The sequence below is a fragment of the Azospirillum sp. A29 genome (genome assembly GCF_042604625.1).
Classification (GTDB): domain Bacteria; phylum Pseudomonadota; class Alphaproteobacteria; order Azospirillales; family Azospirillaceae; genus Azospirillum; species Azospirillum palustre.
This window is the reverse complement of sequence record NZ_CP170462.1, coordinates 228,322-251,263: the sequence shown is the minus strand read 5'-3', so window position 1 is coordinate 251,263 and position 22,942 is coordinate 228,322. Positions and strand designations below refer to the sequence as shown.

General features: G+C 62.2%; 22 protein-coding genes. 2 read left to right on the top strand and 20 right to left on the bottom strand.

The features are described 5' to 3' along the window. Window positions 1-294: 294 nt before the first annotated feature. From ABNQ38_RS08485 to ABNQ38_RS08400, 18 genes are all read right to left on the bottom strand, one after another. Window positions 295-1,653, bottom strand: coding sequence for a toprim domain-containing protein (locus ABNQ38_RS08485; RefSeq protein ID WP_377806687.1), 1,359 nt, complete (start codon window positions 1,651-1,653; stop codon window positions 295-297). A gap of 76 nt (window positions 1,654-1,729) precedes the next feature. Next, window positions 1,730-2,032, bottom strand: a complete 303-nt coding sequence (locus tag ABNQ38_RS08480; protein ID WP_377806686.1) for a hypothetical protein — start codon at window positions 2,030-2,032, stop codon at window positions 1,730-1,732. A gap of 85 nt (window positions 2,033-2,117) precedes the next feature. Further along, window positions 2,118-2,330 carry a hypothetical protein gene (locus tag ABNQ38_RS08475; protein WP_377806685.1) on the bottom strand — a complete coding sequence of 71 codons (213 nt, stop codon included), beginning with the start codon at window positions 2,328-2,330 and terminating at the stop codon, window positions 2,118-2,120. A gap of 76 nt (window positions 2,331-2,406) precedes the next feature. Further along, on the bottom strand, window positions 2,407-2,802 hold the full coding sequence (locus ABNQ38_RS08470) for a hypothetical protein (RefSeq protein ID WP_377806684.1): 396 nt from the start codon (window positions 2,800-2,802) through the stop codon (window positions 2,407-2,409). A gap of 108 nt (window positions 2,803-2,910) precedes the next feature. After that, window positions 2,911-3,039 (bottom strand): hypothetical protein, encoded by a 129-nt coding sequence (locus ABNQ38_RS08465; protein WP_377806683.1) that lies wholly within the window; start codon window positions 3,037-3,039, stop codon window positions 2,911-2,913. Between the two features lie 367 nt (window positions 3,040-3,406). After that, window positions 3,407-3,907 carry a ribonuclease HI gene (locus ABNQ38_RS08460; RefSeq protein ID WP_377806682.1) on the bottom strand — a complete coding sequence of 167 codons (501 nt, stop codon included), beginning with the start codon at window positions 3,905-3,907 and terminating at the stop codon, window positions 3,407-3,409. A gap of 104 nt (window positions 3,908-4,011) precedes the next feature. Beyond that, window positions 4,012-4,320: a hypothetical protein gene (locus ABNQ38_RS08455; protein WP_149226273.1), complete on the bottom strand. Its 309-nt coding sequence runs from the start codon at window positions 4,318-4,320 to the stop codon at window positions 4,012-4,014. 100 nt (window positions 4,321-4,420) lie between these two features. Then, on the bottom strand, window positions 4,421-5,116 hold the full coding sequence (locus ABNQ38_RS08450; protein WP_377806680.1) for a hypothetical protein: 696 nt from the start codon (window positions 5,114-5,116) through the stop codon (window positions 4,421-4,423). Between the two features lie 92 nt (window positions 5,117-5,208). Further along, window positions 5,209-7,437 carry a VWA domain-containing protein gene (locus ABNQ38_RS08445; protein ID WP_377806679.1) on the bottom strand — a complete coding sequence of 743 codons (2,229 nt, stop codon included), beginning with the start codon at window positions 7,435-7,437 and terminating at the stop codon, window positions 5,209-5,211. A gap of 73 nt (window positions 7,438-7,510) precedes the next feature. Continuing rightward, window positions 7,511-8,953, bottom strand: a complete 1,443-nt coding sequence (locus ABNQ38_RS08440) for a DUF3150 domain-containing protein (protein WP_377806678.1) — start codon at window positions 8,951-8,953, stop codon at window positions 7,511-7,513. Between the two features lie 113 nt (window positions 8,954-9,066). Then, window positions 9,067-9,864: a hypothetical protein gene (locus ABNQ38_RS08435; RefSeq protein WP_377806677.1), complete on the bottom strand. Its 798-nt coding sequence runs from the start codon at window positions 9,862-9,864 to the stop codon at window positions 9,067-9,069. Continuing rightward, window positions 9,864-10,814 carry a CbbQ/NirQ/NorQ C-terminal domain-containing protein gene (locus tag ABNQ38_RS08430; protein WP_377806676.1) on the bottom strand — a complete coding sequence of 317 codons (951 nt, stop codon included), beginning with the start codon at window positions 10,812-10,814 and terminating at the stop codon, window positions 9,864-9,866. The genes ABNQ38_RS08435 and ABNQ38_RS08430 overlap by 1 nt, the downstream gene beginning before the upstream one ends. Before the next feature lie 90 nt (window positions 10,815-10,904). Then, window positions 10,905-11,912 (bottom strand): YqaJ viral recombinase family protein, encoded by a 1,008-nt coding sequence (locus tag ABNQ38_RS08425; protein ID WP_377806675.1) that lies wholly within the window; start codon window positions 11,910-11,912, stop codon window positions 10,905-10,907. A 78-nt stretch (window positions 11,913-11,990) separates the two neighbouring features. After that, window positions 11,991-12,209, bottom strand: a complete 219-nt coding sequence (locus ABNQ38_RS08420) for a hypothetical protein (protein ID WP_377806674.1) — start codon at window positions 12,207-12,209, stop codon at window positions 11,991-11,993. A gap of 94 nt (window positions 12,210-12,303) precedes the next feature. Next, window positions 12,304-13,458 carry a phage recombination protein Bet gene (gene bet, locus ABNQ38_RS08415; RefSeq protein WP_377806673.1) on the bottom strand — a complete coding sequence of 385 codons (1,155 nt, stop codon included), beginning with the start codon at window positions 13,456-13,458 and terminating at the stop codon, window positions 12,304-12,306. Between the two features lie 110 nt (window positions 13,459-13,568). Beyond that, window positions 13,569-13,832: a hypothetical protein gene (locus tag ABNQ38_RS08410; protein ID WP_149226255.1), complete on the bottom strand. Its 264-nt coding sequence runs from the start codon at window positions 13,830-13,832 to the stop codon at window positions 13,569-13,571. Window positions 13,833-13,926: 94 nt separating this feature from the next. Continuing rightward, window positions 13,927-14,070 carry a hypothetical protein gene (locus ABNQ38_RS08405; RefSeq protein ID WP_377806672.1) on the bottom strand — a complete coding sequence of 48 codons (144 nt, stop codon included), beginning with the start codon at window positions 14,068-14,070 and terminating at the stop codon, window positions 13,927-13,929. A gap of 80 nt (window positions 14,071-14,150) precedes the next feature. After that, window positions 14,151-14,696: a single-stranded DNA-binding protein gene (locus ABNQ38_RS08400; RefSeq protein WP_377806671.1), complete on the bottom strand. Its 546-nt coding sequence runs from the start codon at window positions 14,694-14,696 to the stop codon at window positions 14,151-14,153. A 645-nt stretch (window positions 14,697-15,341) separates the two neighbouring features. On the opposite strand from ABNQ38_RS08400, the gene ABNQ38_RS08395 reads away from it, so the two are divergent. Next, window positions 15,342-16,256 (top strand): hypothetical protein, encoded by a 915-nt coding sequence (locus tag ABNQ38_RS08395; protein WP_377806670.1) that lies wholly within the window; start codon window positions 15,342-15,344, stop codon window positions 16,254-16,256. Between the two features lie 429 nt (window positions 16,257-16,685). Here the strand turns inward: ABNQ38_RS08395 and ABNQ38_RS08390 are convergent, their stop codons facing one another. Further along, window positions 16,686-16,874 (bottom strand): hypothetical protein, encoded by a 189-nt coding sequence (locus ABNQ38_RS08390; RefSeq protein ID WP_377806669.1) that lies wholly within the window; start codon window positions 16,872-16,874, stop codon window positions 16,686-16,688. A gap of 619 nt (window positions 16,875-17,493) precedes the next feature. Between ABNQ38_RS08390 and ABNQ38_RS08385 the strand changes: the two genes are divergently transcribed. Further along, window positions 17,494-19,188: a methyl-accepting chemotaxis protein gene (locus ABNQ38_RS08385; protein ID WP_377806668.1), complete on the top strand. Its 1,695-nt coding sequence runs from the start codon at window positions 17,494-17,496 to the stop codon at window positions 19,186-19,188. A 391-nt stretch (window positions 19,189-19,579) separates the two neighbouring features. Here the strand turns inward: ABNQ38_RS08385 and traN are convergent, their stop codons facing one another. Next, entirely contained in the window at window positions 19,580-22,273 is a 2,694-nt protein-coding gene (traN, locus tag ABNQ38_RS08380; RefSeq protein WP_377806667.1) for a conjugal transfer mating pair stabilization protein TraN, read from the bottom strand. Between the last annotated feature and the right edge of the window lie 669 nt (window positions 22,274-22,942).

The window sequence follows — 22,942 nt, the reverse complement described above, 5'->3', positions numbered from 1 at the left end:
AACGAAAAAAGCCCGTCCGACGTCCGGACCGGACGACTGACGGGCTCTCGGGTTTTGGCATCACGGCCGAAGAGTAAGCCGGAGAACGCCGGTGGTGGGGACGCGGCAAACCGCGCCACCAACACCATGCGCTACCAGTGCAGGGAAGACGCACCTTCGAACCACTGGCGCACCAGCACCAGGTGATCCTCCGATGAGCCTTCGAAGCCGGCTGGCGGGGTAAAGGGATATGCATCCCCCCGCCGCCGGCCTGATGCGGACCAAGCTGACGTCTAGGATCATGCTGCCGCACCGTCAAAACTTGACGAAGCTGCGCAGCCGCCCCAGGAGCCCGGTCCGCGGTGCCGCCGATCGCATCGACGGTTCCGCGACGAGGCCGCGAACGCCATCGCTCTGCGCTGTTGGACATGGCCCCTGGACGTAGGTCGGTTTGAGGTTTCCCTCATCCCGATCCACGTACCGCGGTCCCGTGTCCCCGACAGCCATCGGCATGACCGCCCGCTGTTCCGTGCGGAACCGAGGGAAGCCAGCCTGACCGTGCATGACCCAGACATCGTGCCAATCGACTCCCTTCGCATCGTCAGGGATCGACAACGACGGCATGAAAACCAGGGCCTTCCGACCCATGTCCCATGCGCTCGCCTTGAGCCGTTGCGCGGCCTCACGGCCACGGCCGCTGCGATCCAGGTCGCCCCAGACCACTATCTGCTCCACACCTTCAGGCGGGATGAACCGCTCCATAAGGTCGGCACAGACGCACGGCCACACCGTCATGCCGGTCGCCAGATGCACGGCAAGGGCCGTTTCAAAGCCCTCGGCAACACCTAGCACGCCGGCTTGCGGCTCACCCATGCGGATGAAGCCACCACCGTCCACCATCATGCCGTCAAAGCGCGGATGCTCGACAGGCATGACCAGAGAGCGGTCGTTCGGCAGCGGAAAGACCTTCTTCGGTTCCTCCACCGGAGCCTTCTCGCCGTTCTCGGTGAGATAGGTCCGGTGGATGGTGGCGGGCCGCCCAAGGGCGTCCGACACGCCCATCAGCAGAGCTGGGAACTGACCGACCACCACGCCGTCATCGTCGACGTAGTCGAGCGACGGATGGAAGCGGAAGTTCTTCAGACCTGCAATGGGTTCGATGGAAAGCTTGCGCCGCATTAGGTAGCGCATCAATGGCGCCGCCAATGGATCGGTCACCGGAACAGCCTCCCCCCACGCCCGCCGCAACAGGTTGCGGATGAAGGTGTCGTTCGCGGGCTTGGCCTCGACCTTCGGCCGGACACGAGGCGGCGGAGCGTCCTTGCGGACACGACCGCTGCCCACGTCAAGACCGACGACTTTCGCGACCTCCTCCAGCGTCTGCGGAAATGTCCAGCCTTCGATCGCCATCAGCAACCGGAAACCGTCCGCAAACTTGCCGCAGGTGTTGCATACGCCACCGCCCGAGGTTTCGGCGTCCTTGAAGAACCGGAAACCGTCACCCCTGCCGTTGCTCTTGCTCGTGCCGTGGATCGGGCAGACGGACCGCCCTCTTCCTGGCGCCTTCTGAAAGATCCGGCCGTCCAGCTTGTTGCCGATCAGTCGCTCGTGAATGTCCATCCAACCGTGCTTTTGCGCAGCGTTCCGGACGTCATCAGCTTTCAGCGTGCTCACGATTGTTCTCCTACGACACTCGGCAAAGACGCACCTTCCCCCTGGCGGGGAGCAGAGCATCCCCGCCGGGGTTCTTTCAGTTATGGGAAGCGATCAGGCCGAGCCTGGTCGCCTGTTCATGGAACATCGCCCGGAGTTCATCCGGGTCAGCACCCAGCGCCTTCGCGCAAATGCGGAAGCCAAAGGGCTTCTCGCCGTCGCTGTCGATCCACTCCCAGGCTTCGGCCCGAGTGCGTTGACCGCTGCGACCATCCACAGCCGCCGCCATCGTTTCGAGCAGGATCGTCTCGCAAAGTGCGACGAGGTCCTGATCGGTCCAGGCGGTGTCGAGCAGCCAGTCGGTCGGCGCCACAGGTGGCGCACGCTCGTTGGTCAGCATGGCGTCTCTCCTTGCGGTGATTCGGAGAGACCTGCTCCCATCCGGGGTCAGTCTCCCCGGGTGGGTTGGATGTTGTCAGGCACGCCTACTGCAGACGCGGGTAGGACGTACTGTTCACGAAAGCTGCCCAGGCATCCGGCCACCTCTCGAAGGTTCCGGCTGCCCACTGTTCGGCCTCATCGACAAAGCGAATGAAAGCGCAGCGGATCGTGTCGATCTGTTCGTACTGCGATTGGCTGGTAAGATGGGCGAGCGTGCCGCTCGCCAGCCAGCGGACTTGCGTCGTGACAGGTTCCATGTCTGTCCTCCTCACGTTCGAGGGGAGGCGTCTCCCGACGGGGAGATTTACTCCCCATGGGATCGATGAATGGCTGTCAGGCGGCCACGGCGATCCGGGAAGACCGAAGCCGAATTTGCGACGCTGACAGGATCGTTTTGACGTCTCCTTCGCGGAGGGTTGCGAGCGCGCTCGCCGGATCCGTGACGGACGTTTCGCGAAGGGTTGTAAGAATGGTCAGAAGGCTCTGGGCCGTCTGAATCGCACCATCATGGCCCATGACGCGGACACATAGATGGAAGCACTCGACATTGCGCAGACCAGCTTCCGGATAATCCTTCACATCGAAGTACGTGACGATCCGGCTGGATATGACGCTTCCCTTGTCGAAGCGCCGGACCAACAAAAGGCGCGGAGCCTCGCTGTTCAGCACTTCCGTTAGGGACAGACGATTCTCCTGGTCATCCAGGATTTCATAAAACCACTTGCTCATGGGAGTCTCCAAAACTGGTTTCGGTGTGAAAGCCAGGGGGGAGAAATCCCGTGTCCGGGGAACTTTCCCCGGGGAGGGTGGTCGTTGCGACTACTGGCCCCTGGCGGCTTACAGCTTGGAAGGCACGGTGACCATGCCTTTGACAGAGGGCGGCACGGCTGGCGTCATGAGGACGATGGCCGGAGTGCAGCCCACAAGCGTCGCCGCGGCGGCGACCAGTAGGATCAAATTGCGCATGAGAACCTCTCTGCCGAAGGCGGAGGAAGCAGACGTCCCCCTGTGGGAGGCTGTGCTCCCTGCGGGGAATCTGCCGGGGCCATCAGGCCCGGCGCGAGTGCCGACCAGCAAGGGGCGGCTTGAGTGCTGCTTATTTATCGAGCCCAACTAGCTCGCCAGCGGTGCTGGAACTCACGCATCCGCATCAAGCAGGAAGCGATAAGTGCACCCATAATAGCCAGGGTCAAGGCGGAGCGATAGAGGCAAATGACGACATTCTCCTGAGTCTTTTGACGCTGAAGCGCGTGCCCCTGTCGAAGCGCCTGGAGCGGAAATAGAAAAGGGGGATGCCACAGAGCATCCCCCCTCTCGTTTTCCCAAGGACCCGCTAGGCCAAGCAGGGTTGACCCTGCTGGACAAGCAGTTCCTCGACCACCGCTGCTGACAAAGCGGCACGGGCGGTCGCGTCACACCACCCCTGGATCGCTGCCCGAACGTCAACGTCCCCTTGGTGGCCCTTCACGAACTCCGCACGGAGCGTGATGCCGCTCTTGCGGACCACCTCCATGACCTCGCCGTGAATTTCCTGATCGGCGGTGCGGTCCTCACGAACCCGTTGCGAACCGCCAAGCACACCGAGAGCGTGTTGGTTGTCCGACTGCACCGTTACGATGTCGCCGCGACAGAGCCTCAGGTCATGGACGGCGGCGATGACACCGTTGCCCAGAGCCGTCAGCTCAGCCTCGCAGGAATCGCCGGCGGGTCCGTGACCGCTGTAGCGGAAGACCCTCCGTCCCGATCGTACCCACACCGCCCAGCCTGCCCGCAGCCGCTTCCCACAGAAGCTGGCGTCGGCAAAGACGGTTACTCGTGTTGCTCGCCTCTCCATAATGCACCTGTTGGGGCAGGGAGACGCCCTTCCCCTAGCGGGGAGAGGGCTCCCCGCCGGGGTTCGGGTTGATTGAAGGCCGGCGCCGAAGCGCCGGTCGATGGTCAGTGGCCGCTGACCGCGTTTGCAGAGCCCCAACGAAGCGCGAACTCCGTCGGGGATACTCCTTGGTCAAGCGCGTCGGACAAGGCGTCCGGGTCCACTTGGGCATCGAACGTGTCGACCCGCCAGTGCCTGAGCATCGCCCCATCCACGGCTTCCACGTACTCCTGGAAGCCCATCTTCGAAACGTCGGTCTCGCGCTGTGTCCACACCTCGTCCACCGGACCGGTCAGGTCCACCGGGGCCAGATGGCCATAGGCGGGCGTCGCGAGCTGCTCGGCCGGAACTACGGCCTGGGTCGATATCTTCATGGCTTCCATCCTCCTGGGATCGAAGAGGGAGGCCGTCCCTGAGGGGAGCGGCTCCCCTCGGGGTCAGATTGTCAGGCTGCGGCTCGGGTGTGTCCCGTGCTTAGGCCCGCTTGGCGTTGCTCTCGCCGCGCTCGCGTTCGGCGAGGTGGGCGGTGAGTGCGCGCTGCGCGTGGTGCTCTGCCAGCGTGCTGGCGCGGAACCGCTTGGTGATGTCGCCTCCGGGGTCGTGGACATGCTTGGCGGTCAGGGAAACGCCCCTTCCGATCAGCATGGCCTTCACGCCCGCCAGTGTGGCGGCTTCATCTTTGCGGTTGTCGCGCAGGGTCTTGTGTCCAGACAGGACGTCGACCGCGTGCTCGCTTGCGGACTGCGCCACGATCATGTCACCGCGCTTCAGGTCGAACTCGTCCACCGTCAGGTGGATGCCCAGGGCCAGGGCCTCGACCGAAGCGTGGTCACGCGTGTGGATGTGCTTGTCCCAGACGCCCCGCTTCTGGATCGTCTTGGTATTGTCCCGCGCGTAGACCGACCAGGCACCGAGTTGGTGGGTGGCGTCGAACGCCGCCTCTCCAAACACCGTAACCAGTCGGCCCCGTTTTGCACGCCGATCCAAATGGGGTTCGGTCGGCGGCTGCGGGACCACATCATTGTTCCGCCGCTGGAACAGCCTGCGGAAGACCTCCTCCAGGGCCCTCGTCGGGTCTTTGTGGTCGCGGAACTCCTTGAAGAAGAGCCGCAAGACCGTGACGCAGACGAAGGCCACAGCGGAGATCAACATCTTCTCGATGATCTCCATGATGCACCTCTCGTTCTTTGAAGAGAGGGGGAGATCGCCCCCGTTGGGGAGCGTTGCTCCCCCTCGGGGTTGCTGGTCAAAGGGCGAGGCTGCTATGCAGCAGCCGCCGTGAGAGCCTTGCGCGTGATCTCGAACAGCGCACTTCTCAGCTCGGTGAGGTCCTGGATGACGACCGCGGTCGGGAATAGTTGCCGAACACGGTCGATCTGGATGCCGATGCCGATCACCTCGATGCCCGAGGCCTGGCAACGCCGAACCATGTCGATGACTTGGTCTGAGTTGTTGGGCTCGCCGTCGGTCACGATGAGGAGCAGCTTACGCTCCTCCTTGGTCGTGTTGACCAGCTGCGCGGCGGCATACCACATGGCTTCCCCCAGAGGGGTGCCGCCGGCCGGGGCCACCGCGAAATTGCCGACCACCTGACGCACCTTCTGTCCATGCTTCAGAAGAGGCAGAACGCCAATGGCGCGCTGGTGATCTTGATCATAGTCGCTCCGGCTTGCCGGAAAGGCTGTGATCGCGGAGTTGACGCCCGGGATGGCTTCGAGAGCCGTCGCGAGGGCAACCGCGCTGTCGATCGCCACGTCCAGCCGGTTCCGACTGGCCCCTCCGTTGACATGGGCGGCTTGCGCCGCCATGGAACCGGAGCGGTCCACGAGGATGTGGATCGCGGCGTTGGGGGCACGGGTGTCCGTGCGCTGCGTGAAGACCCGCGTGTCACCCGTCAAGATCCGGGTGATCTTTCGGCCGTTCACCGCACGGCCGCGCCGGCGGGTGATCTCGTCCTCCCGTTGGCTGGCTTGCACCAGACCCAGCAGTTGGGCACGTACCCGACCGCTCGTGCCACGGACGCGAGAAACGATCCCCTGTCCGATGAGCGGGTTGGCCTGCACCTCCTGCGGCTGAGCCATGGCCGGAACCCGGCTCTGCACAGGTGCTTTGGCGGCGCTGTTGGACAGGTCCTTGGCCGCCTTTTGGAAGAGGTCTTTCGACCCCACGTCGTCGGCCGAGGCCGACAGAGCCTTCGCAATCGCGTCGGCGCCGTTGGGATCGTAATCTCCACCCTGATCGGAGCCAGAGCCGCCCGCATCGCCGGCATCACTGCCGGCCGAATTGGGTCCTGAGCTATCGCCACCATCGTCGCCCTCTCCGTCACCGGATTGGTCGCCGTCGGCGTCGTCATCGGTGTCCGAGCCGGACCCCGAGCTATCGCCACCATCGTCGCCCTCTCCGTCACCGGATTGGTCGCCGTCGGCGTCGTCATCGGTGTCCGAGCCGGACCCCGAGCTATCGCCACCATCGTCGCCTTCTCCGTCACCGGATTGGCCGTCGTCGGCGTTGTCAGAAGAAGCTCCAGGCTTCGCACTGTCGCCCTGCCCTTCATCATCGCCGCCACCGTCGCCGTCGGCATCGCTGCCGGCGTCGTCGGTTGCGTCATCATCCTCGGACGTGCCGCCCTTGGACTTGCCAGAACCGCCCGTGGCATCGTCGGCATCGCTACCGTCATCATCGCCTTGGGCGTCCTGCTCGTTGTCAGACCCGGACCCGCCCTGCTGTTGCGGGACGCTCTGGTTCTGCTGGTCCTGCTGCTGCTGTTGTTGCGGCGGCTGCGGAGGGGGCTGGCGAGCCTTATCCTCCTCTTGCTTGAGCATGGTGAGGATGAGGTCTACGAGATCGAGAGCATCCGCAGTGCTCTCGAGGTTTTTTACCTCAGAAAGCAACGCGTGAAGCCTGACCATGGCACCGGCCGGGAAGGTCTGTGCCGCTACGGCCTCGCTTTCGTCCGCGAAAGACTCCAAGGCCTTCTGGCCAAGAACATCACTTCGCAGGCGTAGCAGGCAGTAGCCGGACAGGATATCAGCCGGATGCTCCTTCTCGTTGACGGCCCTCATTTCGCCGCGGCGGATCATATAGTCGATCACCTTGGCAATAGTCCTGCGGGTCCCCGGATAGTCGACGGCGAGCGCCGCCTCGATCCGGACATCCTCAATGATATTCAGCAGCTCCCGACGGAGCGGCTGGTAGTACGCGCGATGAACGACATTCCAATCCGTGAACTGGATGTGCCCACCGGCTTCATGCGCGATGACGCCGTAGGCGAGATCGCACAGGTCCGGCTCGTCGGGGTCGAACGCCGGCACGTAGACGCGGTTCCCGTCGGTCATCATCTCGTTGCCAGAGACGATGACCTGTACCCCGAATTTCTTGCCCAGCGCCGCTGCCACAATGGGCAGCGAGTCATAGAGCGTACGAGCCTTGCGGGACGTCCTGGCCGGTTTGCCAGCTTGGCTTGTCCCTTGCGTGGTCTGATTGACCATCATTTCCTTGCCTTTCGCCTGGGGGGCGAAGGAGCCCCCCTTGGCGGGGGAGAAATACTCCCCCGCCTTGGGTTGCTTAGAAGTAGAAGCAGTCGACGGCCTCGACCGGCGCGGCCTTCGGCGGGATCATGTCTGGGAGTTCCCCGTCATCATCCGCCTCGTCCAGATCGTCGGTGTCGTCCACCGCAGCTTCGACCGCCGCCTCAACAGCAGCCGGCTCCGCCTTGGGCGCGGTCTCCGGTTCCTCCGGAGTTGCACTAGCCGCCGGCGCAGCTTCTGCCCCCAGGGATGCCGGCTCGGCACCCGGGCGGGCATCCTGCTCTACCGGCTCCTGGTCGGCTTCCTGCGCGAGTTCAACCGTCTCCGTGACTGCCTCAACCGGTGCGGTCGGGACAGCCTCAGCGGCGACGGGTGTAACCTGCCCCGCCTCCTCTGCCTGTGCTGGCGTCGCAGTGTCGGAGTTGGACTCCTCGACCACCACGCCATCCGTGGCAGGAGAGGCGGCGTCATCACCATCACCGAACAAGCCGTCGAAGATGGAGAGGTCTGACGGCCCTTCAGCCATCGTTACCTCGACTTGCGCGGGCGTGACGTGGACGACAGCCTCTGGCTCGTCCGCATCTTCCTCTTCCGGGAAGGCGGCATCAGGATCGACGATGTCCCCATCCTCGACAGATGCAAAGAGGTCGCCGAAGCCACCCGTCGCCGGGCGGCTCGCCGCGTAGGACCGGATTTTGTCGGGGTCCGACAGGATCAGGATCTTCGCGACAACCTCGTGGTAGACACCGTTCTCGATGTTGCCTTTCTCCGGAAAGCTGGCGATCAACTCGTCAATGCCAGCCACCATTGGAGCCACAGCGCCATCCAGAAAAGAAAGTCCGTCGAGCTTATCGCGCATCCGCTTGAGCGGCCCTGCGATACGCCGTGACAGGCTCTTCTCCGTCCGGGAAGCCACCGACTTCTCGTAGAGTTCGTTGGCCTCCTGTGCGACCTCAGCCAAAAGCTGATTGCCCATGCGCGCAACCTCGCGGTCCAGCGAGCCGCTCTTGTCGGCCGGCGAGATCCGGAAGGTGCTGTAATCGGCCCAAAGTCGATGACTGACCGCCGAGGCGGGCTCTATGGCCCGGCGAAGCGCGTCCTCGAAGTTGGGATGTTTGGCGACCCACTCTTCCACCTCCTTGTCGTATTCGGCCAGGAAGGTGCTCTTCTCGCCGAGAAACTCCCGAACGATCTTGTCCAGAGCTTCGGTGACCGCTTCGGTCTTCTCGCGTGGGATCGCGTAGCCGCTTAGGAAGCGGATGCCAACGCTCTCCAAGAGGCGTTCCATCTGCTTCTTCAGCTTGTGGAAGACGTTGAGCCGATCAGGGTCCATGACTTTTTTGGAGCCCAGACTGGCAACGTCTTCAGAAGGCAGTTCACCACCCACGCCGAGGTTCAAATCTTCGGCCCGGAGCTTCTTGCGTCCGGTCCAGATCGTCACACCCAGCGAGAGAATGTCAACTTTATCAAGGGTCTTCATGATGCAGCCTCGTTGTGAAACGAGGCGCGAACCCACTCCTCCCCTGGGGGCGAAGTGAACCGCGCCCCATTGGGGAAGGATGTTCTGGGTGGCAGAGCGGGCTGTAAGCCCGCTCAGAACCAATAGTCGGCTTGGCCGGTGTCGATTTGTGAGAGCTTGATCCGTTTCGGGATCAGCCCGGCATCTTCGGCAGCCGGCGTGATGAGGTCGACAGAGGATTCGAAGGTGGCGAGCAGAGCCGCCTCCTTGCGCAGGTCCTTGTCGATGGTGCCACCGTCCGCCTTGACCACGTTGACCGTCACGTCCGCAGACGCGACCAAACGCATGGTCAGGAGAAACAGGAGGGCGCCGACGCCGTTGGCCCGCCGCAGCGAGCCCGCGTGCCGCACCCTCCCGATGCCGGTGTGGCCGTCGAATGCCGGCGTCCAGCCCTCAATCACCGGAACCCCGGTCGGGATACCCTCACGGGTGCTCCACCGGCATTCATAGTGATCGGAGAGCCTGCCCACGGCCACCTCCATCACCTCAAAAAGCCGCTGCCAGGAGACAGCGGTGATTTCGAAGAAGATGTCGGCGTCCTTCATGGTGGCCGGCCTCGACGTAACCTCCTCAGCCGCGGGGATTTCCGCAGCCGGGTTGCTTTGCAGATCGGTGGCCTTACCGTCGGCGCCGAAGGTGCAAGTGCCCAGGATCTCATAACCCTGTTCAGTCTGCTCCCACAGTCGCCGACGACCCTCCGCCGCCGCGCCGCTGGATTTCCAGGACGACTTGGCGATGGGCTTTTTCTGCATGGCCTGTCCGGTCTTGCCGAAGCGCACGAACAAGTCTCCGCCGATCACGGCAACAGCCCAATCCTTGGAGGTGCCGTCGGAGCGGTTATACCGCGCCAACAGCCAGCGCTCGCCCGCCATCAATTAGCCTCCCAGAGATCACCGAAGACATCGGCTGCGATCTGGTGGATCGCCTGCCGCTGCTCAGGTTCCGCCCGGTTGCTGAAGGCTCGCTCGAGAGCAAAGCCGACCGCGTTGGGAGCCCCCTTGAAGGCGACCGTCAGCCGTGCCCACCGCACGAGAGAGCGAGTGGACATGGTGAGGGAAAGCTCGGAGCCACCGTCCTCGCCGCCCAGGAACAGGCGACGGATGTCGTTGGCGACCTTGATCATGTTTTCCCGGATAGCCTGCGGCACCTTCGGCGCCACGCGCTCCAAGATCGATTCCTCGATGTCCGGCTCCAGATAGCCCACGCTGATGAAGCGGAAGCGATCCAGAAAGGCGGGATCGAGAACCTGGATGCTGGTGGCGTAAAGGCCCGAGGCATCACCCGACCCCATGCTGTTCGCCGTGACGAACAGCCGGAACTTTGGGTGGGCATGGATCACCTCGTTGGTCTCGGGGATCACCAGTGGCGATCCTTCCAAGATATCGTTGAGACCGACCAGCTCGCCGGCATCGCCGCGGTCCGCCTCGTTGATGACGAGAGCGTAGCCGTGGGTCATGCAGACGGGTAGCGGCCCGTGAACAAATTTCGTCTGCCCGCCGACGATGGCCTGATGACCAACGAGATCGGCGAACTCGCGACGCTTATGCCAGGAAAAGCACATGGTCGGCCAGTTCAGGCGCGAGAGCGTCTGGGTGACGATGGACGTCTTGCCAGCTCCGTACGGGCCACCGATCCACATGGCATCTCCCATAGGATCGGCAGCAAAGGCAAGAATGTCCCGCAGCTTGATGCGATCGAACACGTAGAGATCGTCACGCTTCGGGATGAGAGGGTTCGTATCGTCGGCAAAGCCCTCGACCGTAAACTGCGGCGGAGCCATCGGCTGATCGAACGTGTCGCGAACACTGAAGTTCTTGAGCATGATGCACCTTTTCTTGGGGAAGTCGGGGCGCACCATGCCCCGGAGGGGAGCATGTCTGCGCCCCAGGTGGGGATGAACTTGAGTTGCGAATTACGCGGCCACGGCTACGACCGGACTCACGCTTTGGGTTTCCGCCGGCTTCACCTTCTTGACACTTACCTTGACGCTCTCCGAGGAGGCGCCGCGGAACTTGTCCAGATCAGCGTCGCTGACGGCAACCTTGTGATGCTCCAGGAGGGCCGTGTAATCGACCCGTCCTTTAGAGATGTAGCGGGTGATGAGGATGCCCGATGCTTCAGCTTGGGCGAACTGCCCCATCTGCTTGATCAGCCGCTCCTTAGCGGTGTCCTGCTTCAGGGTCAGCGCCGCGATCTCGGCCTTGAGGGCATCGATCTTCGCACCAGCATCGCGGTACTCCGCCGCAGCAGCTTCCCACTCCTGCTTTTCCTCGTCGGACGTTGGGGAGTAGCTGTCGCGGGCTGGGTCCTTCTTCGGCTCCTTGCGGCTTTTCACCGCTTCCATGAAGGCTTCGGCCTTCTGGAGCATGTCGGCGATAAATGCCTCGTCCCGGTCGACACGGAATTCGACAGCTTCGTCAACGACGAGGCTGCCATCTTCCTTCTCGATCACGCGACCAAACACCAGATAGCCGTGGTCCATGCCGGACACGAAGATCTGAGCCTGCACCTGGCAGGAATAGAGGCGAAACGCAGTCGCGTCCTCGCGGAGCGCCACCACCTCATCGAACACCGAGTCCGACGGGGCCTTGAGTTCGACGGGGATTCCGTCATCGGTCAGGCCGTCGAAGCTGGCGCGGATGAAAGGATGGTCCGCTTCGGCGCAGGCGGGAAAAAGCATGGTGTCATGCTTCGCCTCGAACCACGCGCGAACAACGGGCTCGCACCGCTTGCCATGAGCGACGAACATGTTGCCGCTCAAGTCCTCCGGAGGGACCTTGCCTGCCTTCTCCGCCCACAAGCGCCAAGGCGTCTTGTAGGGGCTACTGCCGAGGACCACAGCGATGTCGGAAGCCGACACGCCTTGATCGCGCCATGCCAGCCATTCGGCCGAGCCCTGGCGAAGGTTGACGATCTTCATGATGCACCTCTGCAAGGGCGGAGGCGCACGTCTCCCCGGTCGGAGCGTCGTGCGCCCCAGCGGGGTTTTCGTCGTGAATTACGCTTGCCAGTCTGTCCCCATGCCCCGGTTTCGGGACAGGGGCGAGTAGCGAGCGAAATGCTCGTCCAGCAGCGAACGGATCGCGGTCACGCCGGCCGATCGCAACGCCGTGGTGGCCATCGCGGTGATGTCCTCGAAGGTGAAGACATGCGTCGTGGCTTTATGCCCCAACGCCCGGTCCTTCATAGCCTCGGACTTTCTGATATTGCTGAACATGCTGCTCTCCTCCAGGGTAGGCCCCGGTCAGGGTGTCATGCTTCCCGCGCTGGGTGCTCGCGCGCCCCGGAACAGGAATGGACGTGGACAAGGCCTACCCGGCCTGCTTCATGGCGGCGGCAGTAGCGGCCGCTTCCGCCTGGGCCAGCTCGACTTCGGTCTGAGCGTACTCGAAGTCGAGGTCGCTCAGCTTTCCGTCGTTGCGGAGCTTGGACAGGTAGTCCTTCGCTCCCGTCCAGGCGCCGGCGGCACCGGCACGCTGGATCAGCTCCATCGTGGAAGCTCGCACCTTGTCTGACACGGACTGGGAGCGCTCGGCATGCCGCAGGACATATTTGGCGTAAGCCAAGTCGTTGTCCTGCAGCCGCTCTGCGGCATACCCGACGGCCGTTTCCCAGGCACCATTGGGAAGCGCACGGCGCACCAGCTTTCCGATCAGCTCCTTCACCTCGGCGCCGACCTGAAACAGATCGGGCTTCGGGTCCGGAGCCGGCGGACCGTTAAGGACCTCCCCCGTTTTCGGGTCGATGTCCATGACGGTCGCGGACTGCGGCACGCCACGCTTGGAGCGGCGTGGGATGTCAGCCTCGTCGGCCTCGATCACCTTGCCATCCATCTCCTCCGCACTGTAGCCGCCGCATTCCTCAGGGAAGGCGGCGCGCAGCGCATCGGCTTTAGCGCATTTGGCGAGTTGGCCCTTTGGCCGCTTCACCCACATATCTGTGGGGAGAGCGCTTCGAGAGCGTTTCCGAGAGTAGGTCTCCAACCAGAAGATCTTCGCGGTGAACGGGCACCGGACACCGCTGACGAGGCGGTACACGGTGACCTGGCACCATTCGGGGAACTTGAGGGTGACCGTCTCGGTCTTCTTCGAGCCACGTGGACCGTCCTCATCGTTCACCTGGCCGGTGAACGTCTCCGTGATCTCCGGCCCATAGATCGGGGCGTCGACACCGGCGAACTCGCCCGTTCGGGCGGCCGTGGTCTGCACCTCGTTGATGCCCGGCCAAACCGTCTCCACGGACTTCCCCAGTGCGGAGCTCCACATGGGCACGATTGACACGGGGCGCTTCATGATGTCGAGCTTGCGGGCTTGGCAGTAGGCCACCGCGAGCAAGATGCCCTCAGCGCTCTTGGCGGACGGGAAGGTGGATTCCACCAGTACCCGCCAGGTCTGCTCATTGACCCCGTAGCTCTTTGCTTCCACCGGGTACGCGATCCGGGGTTGCAGCGAAATGACTTCGCCCATCTATCTGTCCCTCTCAATTGAATGAGAAGGCGCCACTTCCCTCTGAGGGCGAGCAGCGCCCCCTATGGGGTTGTGACGGTCAGTTCAGGTCAGCGCGAGACGTCGTTGTCCTAGTTGGACGAAGACGGAGCCTCAGCGGCCGGCTTCGGGCGAAACGGCTCGCACGGATCGGGTTCCCCCGGTTTGCGAGCCACGTAGCCGACGCCCATCGCTTCGGCATCGCATTTGGTCCTGAGCAGCAGGTTTTCCTGTGCCTTTCGGAGTGTGTCCGCCTCCCCCAGCGCAAACAGGAAGCCTGCGACAAGGTAGATCGCGTAGAGCGCGATCATGGCGAGCACGAAAGCCTTCAGGACGGGTTTGATGATCTCGGTCATGGTTTTGCGCCTCCTAGCGCAATGCTGCAGAGGCACACTCCACGCCCCACGTTGGGACGAGCAAGTGCGCCCCAGTGGGAAGGAGTAAAGCAGATCAGCGGTTGTCGCTGAGCCGCACGGTCATCGTCATCTCTGCCTGTTCGACGGTCTTGATGATCGCATACAGGCTTTGGTGGACAGTCACCCCAGCCATAGCGGCCACGATGATGCCGAAGACGATGTTCGGGAGAACCCGCATAACGACCTCCAAATCGGAGGACACGGCATTCCCCTTGGGGACGCTAAGCCGCGCCCTTTAACTCAGAACCGCGAGCGAAATTAGAACGGGATTTGATCCCATCCATCATCACCAGCGGCACTGCCTTGGCTGCGGTTTGCCGAGCTCTGGGATCGAGAACGATCCTGGCTACTTTTGCGGTCGGATCCACCTGGACGACCGGCGGCACCCTGGCGATCGGAACCACCCTGGTGACCGGGCTCGCCGGCGGGACGCCCGCCATTGGTTGAGCCGTTGCTACGACCGTTGCCAGCGCCGTTGTCGGATTCCCGACCCTGGCTCTGACCGCCGTGCAGATCGAGTTCGCTCACGCGAACTGTGAGGGCCTTGTCCTTGCTGCCGTCGCGACGCTCGAATTCACGAAGCGTGACTTCGCCGGCAATGGACACTTCCCTGCCCTTCTTGAGGAGGCTGGCGAGTTTTTCAGCGCGCGTCCCCCAGATCGAGCAGTCGACCCACTGTGTCGTCTTGTTCTCTCCGTAGCCGATATCATTGGCGACGGCAAAGCTGAGGACTTTTTCGCCGCCCTGCGTGGTGCGCAGCTCGGCGTCGCGGCCCAAACGACCATTGAAATGCCAGATGTTCATGATGCACCTCATCCTATTCAGGTTGCGATGCACGGAACTCCTCCCCTGCCCAGGGTGGAGTCTTGTCCGTGCTGGTTGGGGAAGGTCAGGCTTCGAGATAAGGGCGGATCACCGCTGGGACCGGATGAACGGTCTCCGTGTGCAGCCCCGTGTTGATCGCATCGGAAGGGACTGCCAGCCGCCGAAGAGCGGAGTGGGCAGTGCGCCAAGGATATCGACCTGCGCGGTAGCCGGCGTAGACGTCGGCTGCCAAGCTTAGTTTGAGCTCGGAGGACTGGACGTCCTCAAAAGCACAGAGGTTCAGGGACATGATGCGCCCTCATTCCATGAGGATAAAGGAGGCGCGTCCCGACCCCACGCGGGGAGGGAGAAGCCTCCCTCTTGGTGGGAACACGCTCGGCGGCAAACCGGCGAGCTACATGCTGGTTGTTTTAGGACCCCAACTAGGTCCCCAGCTGAAGCCGGACACTTTGGCATCGCTGCATCAAGCAAGCGGCGCTAAGTGGAGCCAATGTACCGTGCCGACACCGGCGGCGATAGGGCAGAAAGACGCCGATTTTGCGCGTCTTTCAAAGGCGCGGAATAGCCCTCTGGTTGATTAGGCTGTGGAGCACAGGTCCACCACTCCCCGGAGTATTCATCACTATGGAAAACGCCGACCAGCAGCCGGCACAGTCGGTTGCGTCGCCCCAATCCCGCCCGGCCCGGAATTCGAAGGACGCCCAAAACGCTAAGGCCTCTCAGCGTTCCGCCGGTACCAGCCGGCAGCCGGGGAAGGGCCGCTCGTCCACCCGCGCGCCCCGAACACACGCCGATTACTCGACGCCGGTCCTGCACAAGACGCTCGCGCTGAAGACCCATCAGGCGCAGCAGGTGGAATCCCGGATCCTCGCGACCACGATGTCTTCGATGTACATCACCGAGGTCGTGCTGCGCATCATCGGCGATTCCAAGGAAGCCGAAGCGGTCTCCGAGATCATCAACAACCATCTGAAGGTTGAGGAGGAAGCGCTCCGGGCTACCCTCGCTCAGCTTGAACAGGTCCGGTCATCGAATATGGTCGATTTCGAGCCCGAGTACTCGAAGCCGATCTCCAAGCCCCTCGAGGTCAGCTCGCCGCAGGCAATGCGCTTCGTGCTGCTCCTCGAAGGCTACGACAAGCTCATCCGGGTGGTGGACGGCCTATGGTTCGCCGGCCTGATGGATGGCAAGCAGAAAGCCACGGCAACGTGGGAGTGGCAGCGTCGCCTGGTACGCCTCGGCAATAACGTCATCGCTCTTGAACGCCGCGCTCGCGCCGCGGCCGTTCGCAAGAATAAGGGCGAGGAGGTGAACAAGGTCGTCGGCGAGACGGAGACGGCTACGGTGTCGGATAACGACGCGGGTGGCGACAAGACCAAGCGCGCCTCCAAGGGCCAAGCACCTGCCCCTCAACCCGAAGACGATGTGGCATCGGGACCCGCTCCGGTGGCCGTCGCCTTGGCAGCGGTGGCCGCGACGGACCCGACTGGCGCCGGCGTGGTCTCAGGCGCAAAGATCGCGGCCGCTCCGGCCGAGTGATCGCTTCCTGCCCGTATGACGACCGGAAAAGAGGGGGCCAACTGATTGGCTTCCTCTTTTCGTGACACGACGGAGACAGAGCGCTAGCTCATGTTCAGGCCCAGCGTCCGGCTTGGATCGCAAGCGGAAAAACCTAGTAGACGTGCTTCTTTAAGGCAGTTGGGTCTTGCACGTACAGTAGAGCCACAATAAGGTGGCCGAGCCCTCTCGTAGGGCAGTGTGTTGGGGAACACACTTTTTATGATGCACCTTGGGAAGGCGTGGTCTTCGGGCCACGCCTTTCTGGTTTGTGGGCGCGGCTCCCCAGCAGGCTGGTCGGGTATAGCGGGATGAGCGGTGTCTCCTAAGGACCAAGGACGCCCACCGCTCGCGCAGGCTCAATCACTAGCCGGCGTTCGTCCCACCAGCAGGATAAAGGGCAGTGGACGGCTAAACGTCCGCCGCACCGGGTGTGCGCGTGGGGCCCTTTCGCTCGCGGCGCCGCAGTTCCTTTTCGACAGCATCCCGCACGAAGTCGGCGCGATCCTCATCTTTCGCGAGGACGCTTTTGATCCGCTCGAAGGTCCCTTCGGCGAAACGGGCAACCATGTCCTCGACGTACTTCTTGGGGCGGGCCATGCCCCGCCTTTTCGGGGATATCTCTGATTTCGTCAAGGCGATATCTCTTTCATCCAGTTGATGAGATATCCTAAAAGGCATTAATAGATATCTCTTAACGACCGATAACAGATATCTGTTATTTTGGCAAGAACGTTGGTCTGCCGCCCCGCATTCGGCAGTTACGAACGAGCGGTACCGAAGATCTAAGTTTGTTGCTAAATTCTCTGTATGGCACCCTGGGCCGCTCGGACATTCGGCCATCGTCCATACCGTTGCGGTATGGCGGCCAGTCGTCTGGACAGTTAGAAGTCTTGCTCGGAGCTTCTACGGAATTGAGACCGCCTTCGGTGTCGGCGTCTCACCGCGACGCCTACCGCCTGGCACGCGAACTCTGTCCGCCGCAGCGGCGTTTTCTGCAACAGGGCACCTCGCTCCAGCGGGTAACAAGCTGCCTGCGCAGGACCTCATCTGCCACTAATCCGTCCAACAAATTGGCAGATTAAACTTCAGCAGACGTAATGATATTGCCACTCGCACACTAAGCAACGCAGCTTAGACTGTATTTGAGATAAATCAAAGCTACCCGACGCATATCGCCGTATGTAACGTGCAAATATATCAACGTTTGGTGGACTCCATGATGAGCTCCCTTCTCGCGCGCTTCCGCATCAGCACCAAGATCGCCGCAGTGGTGGGTGTGCTGGCTCTAACCGCCGCCATCCTCGGCACGCTCGGCATCGTCGGGATGAAGACCTACGATGCTCGTGTTGACGAAATCCAAAACCTCTCCAAGCGGGCTCTGATCAGCGAACAGGTGAATGGTCTCGTCTACAAAGTGGTGATGGACAGTCGTGGGATATATGCCGCGGAGTCCAAGGACGAAGCGCGCATGTTCGCCAAGGCGGTCAAGGACAGCACCGCGCTGATGGCGCAGCGGACGGCGGACTGGAAGACCCTGGTGCCACCCGACCGCTTCACCACCTTCCAGGGGCTGGAGAAGGACATCACCGAGTTCATTCAGACCCGCAACGAGGCTGCGCGTCTGGGGGTGGAGGTCGGCCCGGCCGAGGCGGAGAAATACGGCGGCAGCGACGCTTCACGGGCCAACCGGAAGGCTCTTGGTGAGGAACTCGAACAAAGCTCGCAGCGGAATATGGCCACTATCCAGCGCGACACCGACGAACTGGATGCCTACAGCGCCCGCATGCTGACGCTGATGCTTGTCGTGGGCATCGGTGGCATTGGCGCTGCCGTCGGCGCGAGTGTGGTGATCTCGCGCGCGGGCATCGCCCATCCCATCGCCACCATCACGGACACGATGTCCCGCCTGGCCCGCGGCGACCTGACCGTCGACGTCGCCGGTGCAGAGCGGGGAGACGAAATCGGCGGGATGGCGCGAGCGGTCGCGATCTTCAAGCAGAACGCCCTCGAACGTGAGCGGATGGCTGCGGCCGAAGAAGCCGAGCGCAAGGCCAAGGAACAGCGCGCCGCTGCGGTAGAGCAGCTGATCGCAGGCTTCGACAACAGCATGTCCGGCATCCTGCGCACGGTCAGTGCCGCGGCTGGCGAGCTGGACGCCACGGCCCAGAGCATGTCGCACACGGCCGAGATGACCAACCGCCAAGCCGCCAGCACGGCTGCGGCTGCCGAGCAAGCCTCGGTCAACGTTCAGACCGTGGCGTCGGCCACCGACGAGCTGTCGGCCTCGATCCGTGAGATCAGCGCGCAAGTCAGTCGCTCCACCGACATCGCCGGCCATGCTGTGGACGAGGCACAGGCAACGAACGACCGCGTCCGCGGCCTGGTGGATGCCGCCCAGCGCATCGGCGACGTGGTGAAGCTCATCACCGACATCGCCAGCCAGACCAATCTGCTGGCCCTGAACGCCACCATCGAGGCCGCGCGCGCCGGCGAAGCGGGCAAGGGCTTCGCTGTGGTGGCGAGTGAGGTGAAGAACCTCGCCAACCAGACGGCCAGGGCGACCGACGAGATCGCCAGCCAGATCGCGTCGATGCAACAGGCGACCAACGAGGCTGCCACTGCGATCACCGGCATCGGCACCACGATCGGCAGTATCAATGAGATCGCCACCTCGATCGCCTCAGCCATTGAGGAACAGGGTGCGGCAACCGGTGAGATCGCCCGGAATGTCCAGGAGGCTGCGCGCGGCACCGAGGTCGTCACGGTCAACATCACCGAGGTCAGCCGCGGGGCAACCCAGACCGGTTCGGCCGCCACGCAGGTTCTGGGGGCTGCAGGTGAGCTGGCCCGCCAATCAGACATGATGAAGAACGAAGTGGAGCGCTTCCTGACAGGTATCCGCGCCGCGTGAGGGCGCCATGTAGTCGCTCAGACGACGCGGTTCACCACAACGCACATTGAGGCAGCCTTCTACGGTGCTGGCTAGCTTGGCCAGCACCTGCGGCCGTGCGCAGGCAAAGGGACCGCCCGACGAATGTCCGCGCAGCAAAGCGCGCAGGCTTGCGCCCTTGCTTCCGGGCTACTGGGCACCCCTCCGTCAGCCGCCGCGCCGTCGGGAATTGCTTACCATCCCCAACGGCCTCTATCATCTTGCGCTACCACGGCAACGCGCTGTGCGGGGTCAACGTCACCAAGGCGCAGCGTTACCGATCTAAGGCGCTGGCCGCCCCCTTCGGGCGGGGTCGCTAAGCCTGCGCCCCGCAGTGTGGCGGATCACACATTTGTGCGGTCTCGCCAGCAGGTTAGTTTCCAGGCAAGGGCTTGGCTTTCAGTTCGGTCGTTGCGTCTTTGCGCGCCTTGTCCACGTCGATGCCACCAACCCGTTCCTGTGCCCGCTTGGTGGTGTTCATCCGAGTGCCGACATTGAAGTTGCTACCGGCACCAGTGAGGTTGTCAATGTTCACACTCGATTCCGAGGGAAGATGTCCGGTTTGGGCCAGCAACCCCAACCACTCGTCAAGGTTGATCTGCGACCAGTCAATGCGCTGAATTTCGTCAGTCGTGATCCCACGGCAGTCCGGCTCCTTGGGAGTGCCCCAGGACAGGCCGAGCTGGGGTCGCGCCTGCTCCTGAATGATCCTGGATAGCGGCGAGTTGAAGCAGCAGTAAGATTCCCTCTTCTCGATGCAGACGCCCAGCACCTTGCTGTTGCAGTAGCTGCCAACCTGGTGGCAGTTCTTAAGTTGCTTCTGCGCATTAAGCTCGAACTCTTCCTTCTCGCATGCCCAGATAATCTGAATCAGGATCATCACGATCTGGTAGACGGTATAGGCAATCATGATCCAGCCGAGCACCGACCCGATAATCGCTTGGCCGCCGCCCAACTGCAAAGGACCCTGGGCAGTGCCACCAACGAACGCCGACCCTCCAGTTTCTGCCACCGAAAAGAGGCTGTTGGCTGCCGCGTCGCCGAACACCTGAGCAGTCCAGTCGCCGACCTTGTTTAACAAGGTTTGTTGGATGGAGCCGATGAGCGTCTTCGACGCAGCGTCCGATGCGACGCTTTCCGTGCCGCCCCATATGTTCTCCCAGCCCTGAACGAAGGGCTTGTTGATCTCAGTCCAGGCGCTATCAATTGGCCCGGTTAGTGTCTCGTAGGCTCCACGTAGGGCGTTGCTTTTGTCCAGGGCGGACACCGCGCTGTCCAGCTTGCCAACCGCTAGGATCAACGAAATGTAATCGCCGAGCGAGACTGTCGATGTTGAGGCGCAGCAGTCAACAATGCCACCTACAGCCTTCTTACACGTTTGAGCTTTCCCTTTGAATACCGTACAGGTGCGATTCTCCTCAATGGTGTCCTCTTTGCACTCGGCATCCATGGCCATAAAGCGCGCAGCCGATAGGGTGGCCGCGGCACGGGCAAAGTCGTTGCTCAAGTCCGCTTGGGGGTTTACGCAATCCGTGCCCATGCACCGGATGGGGCCGGGGCAGCTCGTCGTCGTATTGCGGGTCACTGTGGGCACTGTCGCCGAGTTGCCGCAATCCCATTGCTCCTCGTGCACATAGCAGGTTCCAGAGGCACCCAGCGCCCCTTCAACACAGCTGGACTTAATGAAGCCACACGACGGGTTCGACTCATAAGCCGCGCAAGAAGCTAGGTTTTCTCCGTTGGTTTTTGGACACTGCTTCTGGCCCTGCGCATCGGTCCAGCAGTCCATCTGGCCTTTATAGAAGTTGCACTGAGCGTCTACCGAGGCACGGCGGCACAGCGGAGAGGTGCCGGCGGGCATAGGGGAGTTCGTAAAATCGCTTGGGCACAGGCGTATCCCATTTACTGTCGCACACCCAGATGAATCAGTCATAGGCATATCAGTGCATGTCACCGTGCCCACACAAAAGCCATCGGACACTCCCTGAAGCGACTTCTTACATTCAGGCGGATAGTATTCGCTCTTCGCAAGAATTTTGGTGGGATCATACTGGATGCGAATTCTAGCATATCCCTCACCTTTCACGCCCACGGACACGCGAGTGCGAAGCTCTAACTTTCCAGCGACTTTGAAGAACGATGTTACATCGACATTGGGCGAGGCCTCCCACTCTGTGGCCAATTCGCACGGTCCTTCCGTTTCCGGAGCGAAGCGCCAATCTGGTCCTTGCCACACCTTAGTATTCCTGAGGTAGACCTGCATATAGTCGTCCCACTTAGCGTGTACTAGCGTGGCGCTAGTCACCGCCTCAGGATTAAATACATCAACCTCAATAGACTCTTGGTAAATCGTACAACTTCCCGTCCAGTAGTTGTCACCAATTGTCCCGATCCACATGTCCACACAGCCAGGGCCACAGCTGGATAGGTTAGCCGGGCCGCCTGTGTGCTCAAGAACACCAGCACGGTACTCGTGGATGATGGTGCACTTCTGACTCTGGTCCTGGACCCTCTCACAGGTCTTGTAGTCGGGCACGTGGACTGAATACGACCCCTTGCTAAAGGTCGTGTTTGTAGAGCAGTCGGCGAAATCAGCCGGTAGGTTATTCCAGGTGAAATCGGACTTAGCCCAGAGTGGATCATTGTCGAGGTTCGGCCTCGTCACATTGGACGATCCCACCAAGGTCCGGTAGGCGTCACCAGTGCGGCTGCCCTCAGTCTTCAAGCGCTTGTGAGCGTCCGTGCCAGCATTGATCATGGCGCTGTCGTTACCGTAGAGCGCTTGGGTGCTGTCGGCGTTCTGGCCGTTTGAACCAGGAAACATATCGCCCGAGGAGAGCGAGAGCGGCTTCGAGGAGTTGGGCCACAGGGTGACCTGACCGTCCGGTTGGGCTGAAAAGAGGTCATTCACGTTCGGGATGGAACCACCTACTGCCCGGCCTGCGGCGGCACCGGTGGCTATAGGATCCGCGGCCAGGGCAATCGCGCCAGTCTGCACGGTCACCAGCGCGGATACGACTATGGCCGCGATCGGCTGGGCGAGCCAAGACGTGCGTAGCAGTTTCATGGGGGTCTCACGCGGACGAAGAACGAGGCGGAAGCGGCGAAACGCCACAGAGTTTTCAGCCTCCAGTTATCGCCTATCGCAAACCTCCTGCGCGCCGCTGAAAGACGCATGTTTTCCGCGTCTTTCATCACCTCGCTATCAAGCCATCCTCTGGGATCCTGGAACCACTCATGGTCTTCTGCTAGAGGGTGTCATCTCAGCGGAGCTTTGCACCCACCCGGTGGACGCAAGAGCGCCGCAACTCACAGCCCGTGCAAAAGTCAGGTGACCGCAGGCGCCTTCGGTTAAGGTGAACGAGGCGGTGCATCATGATCCCGATATGGGCGAGTGTGACCATGACCTTGGCGACGCCGGTGCGTTCCTCGTAACCCATGGAGAACTGTCGCCACCGTCCGAACCACCCAAGGGATCGTTCGACCACCCAGCGCCGCGGAACAAGGATGAAGCATCCACCAGCGATAGGCCGGACGCTGATCAGCGTCAGCCCGTTTTGCGAAAACGATTAAACCACTCGCAAAATGGAGAGCGTCCAAGAAGAAGCGCATTCACCTTCAACTTGACGCTGCCCATCGAAAACACTCCGCCCGTCATTCGGGCAAGCCGCAGGAGGCACGAGTACTCCCTCGTCGGCCCGACTTCCTCCCTTGTCAAGCTCGGGGCACTCGTACT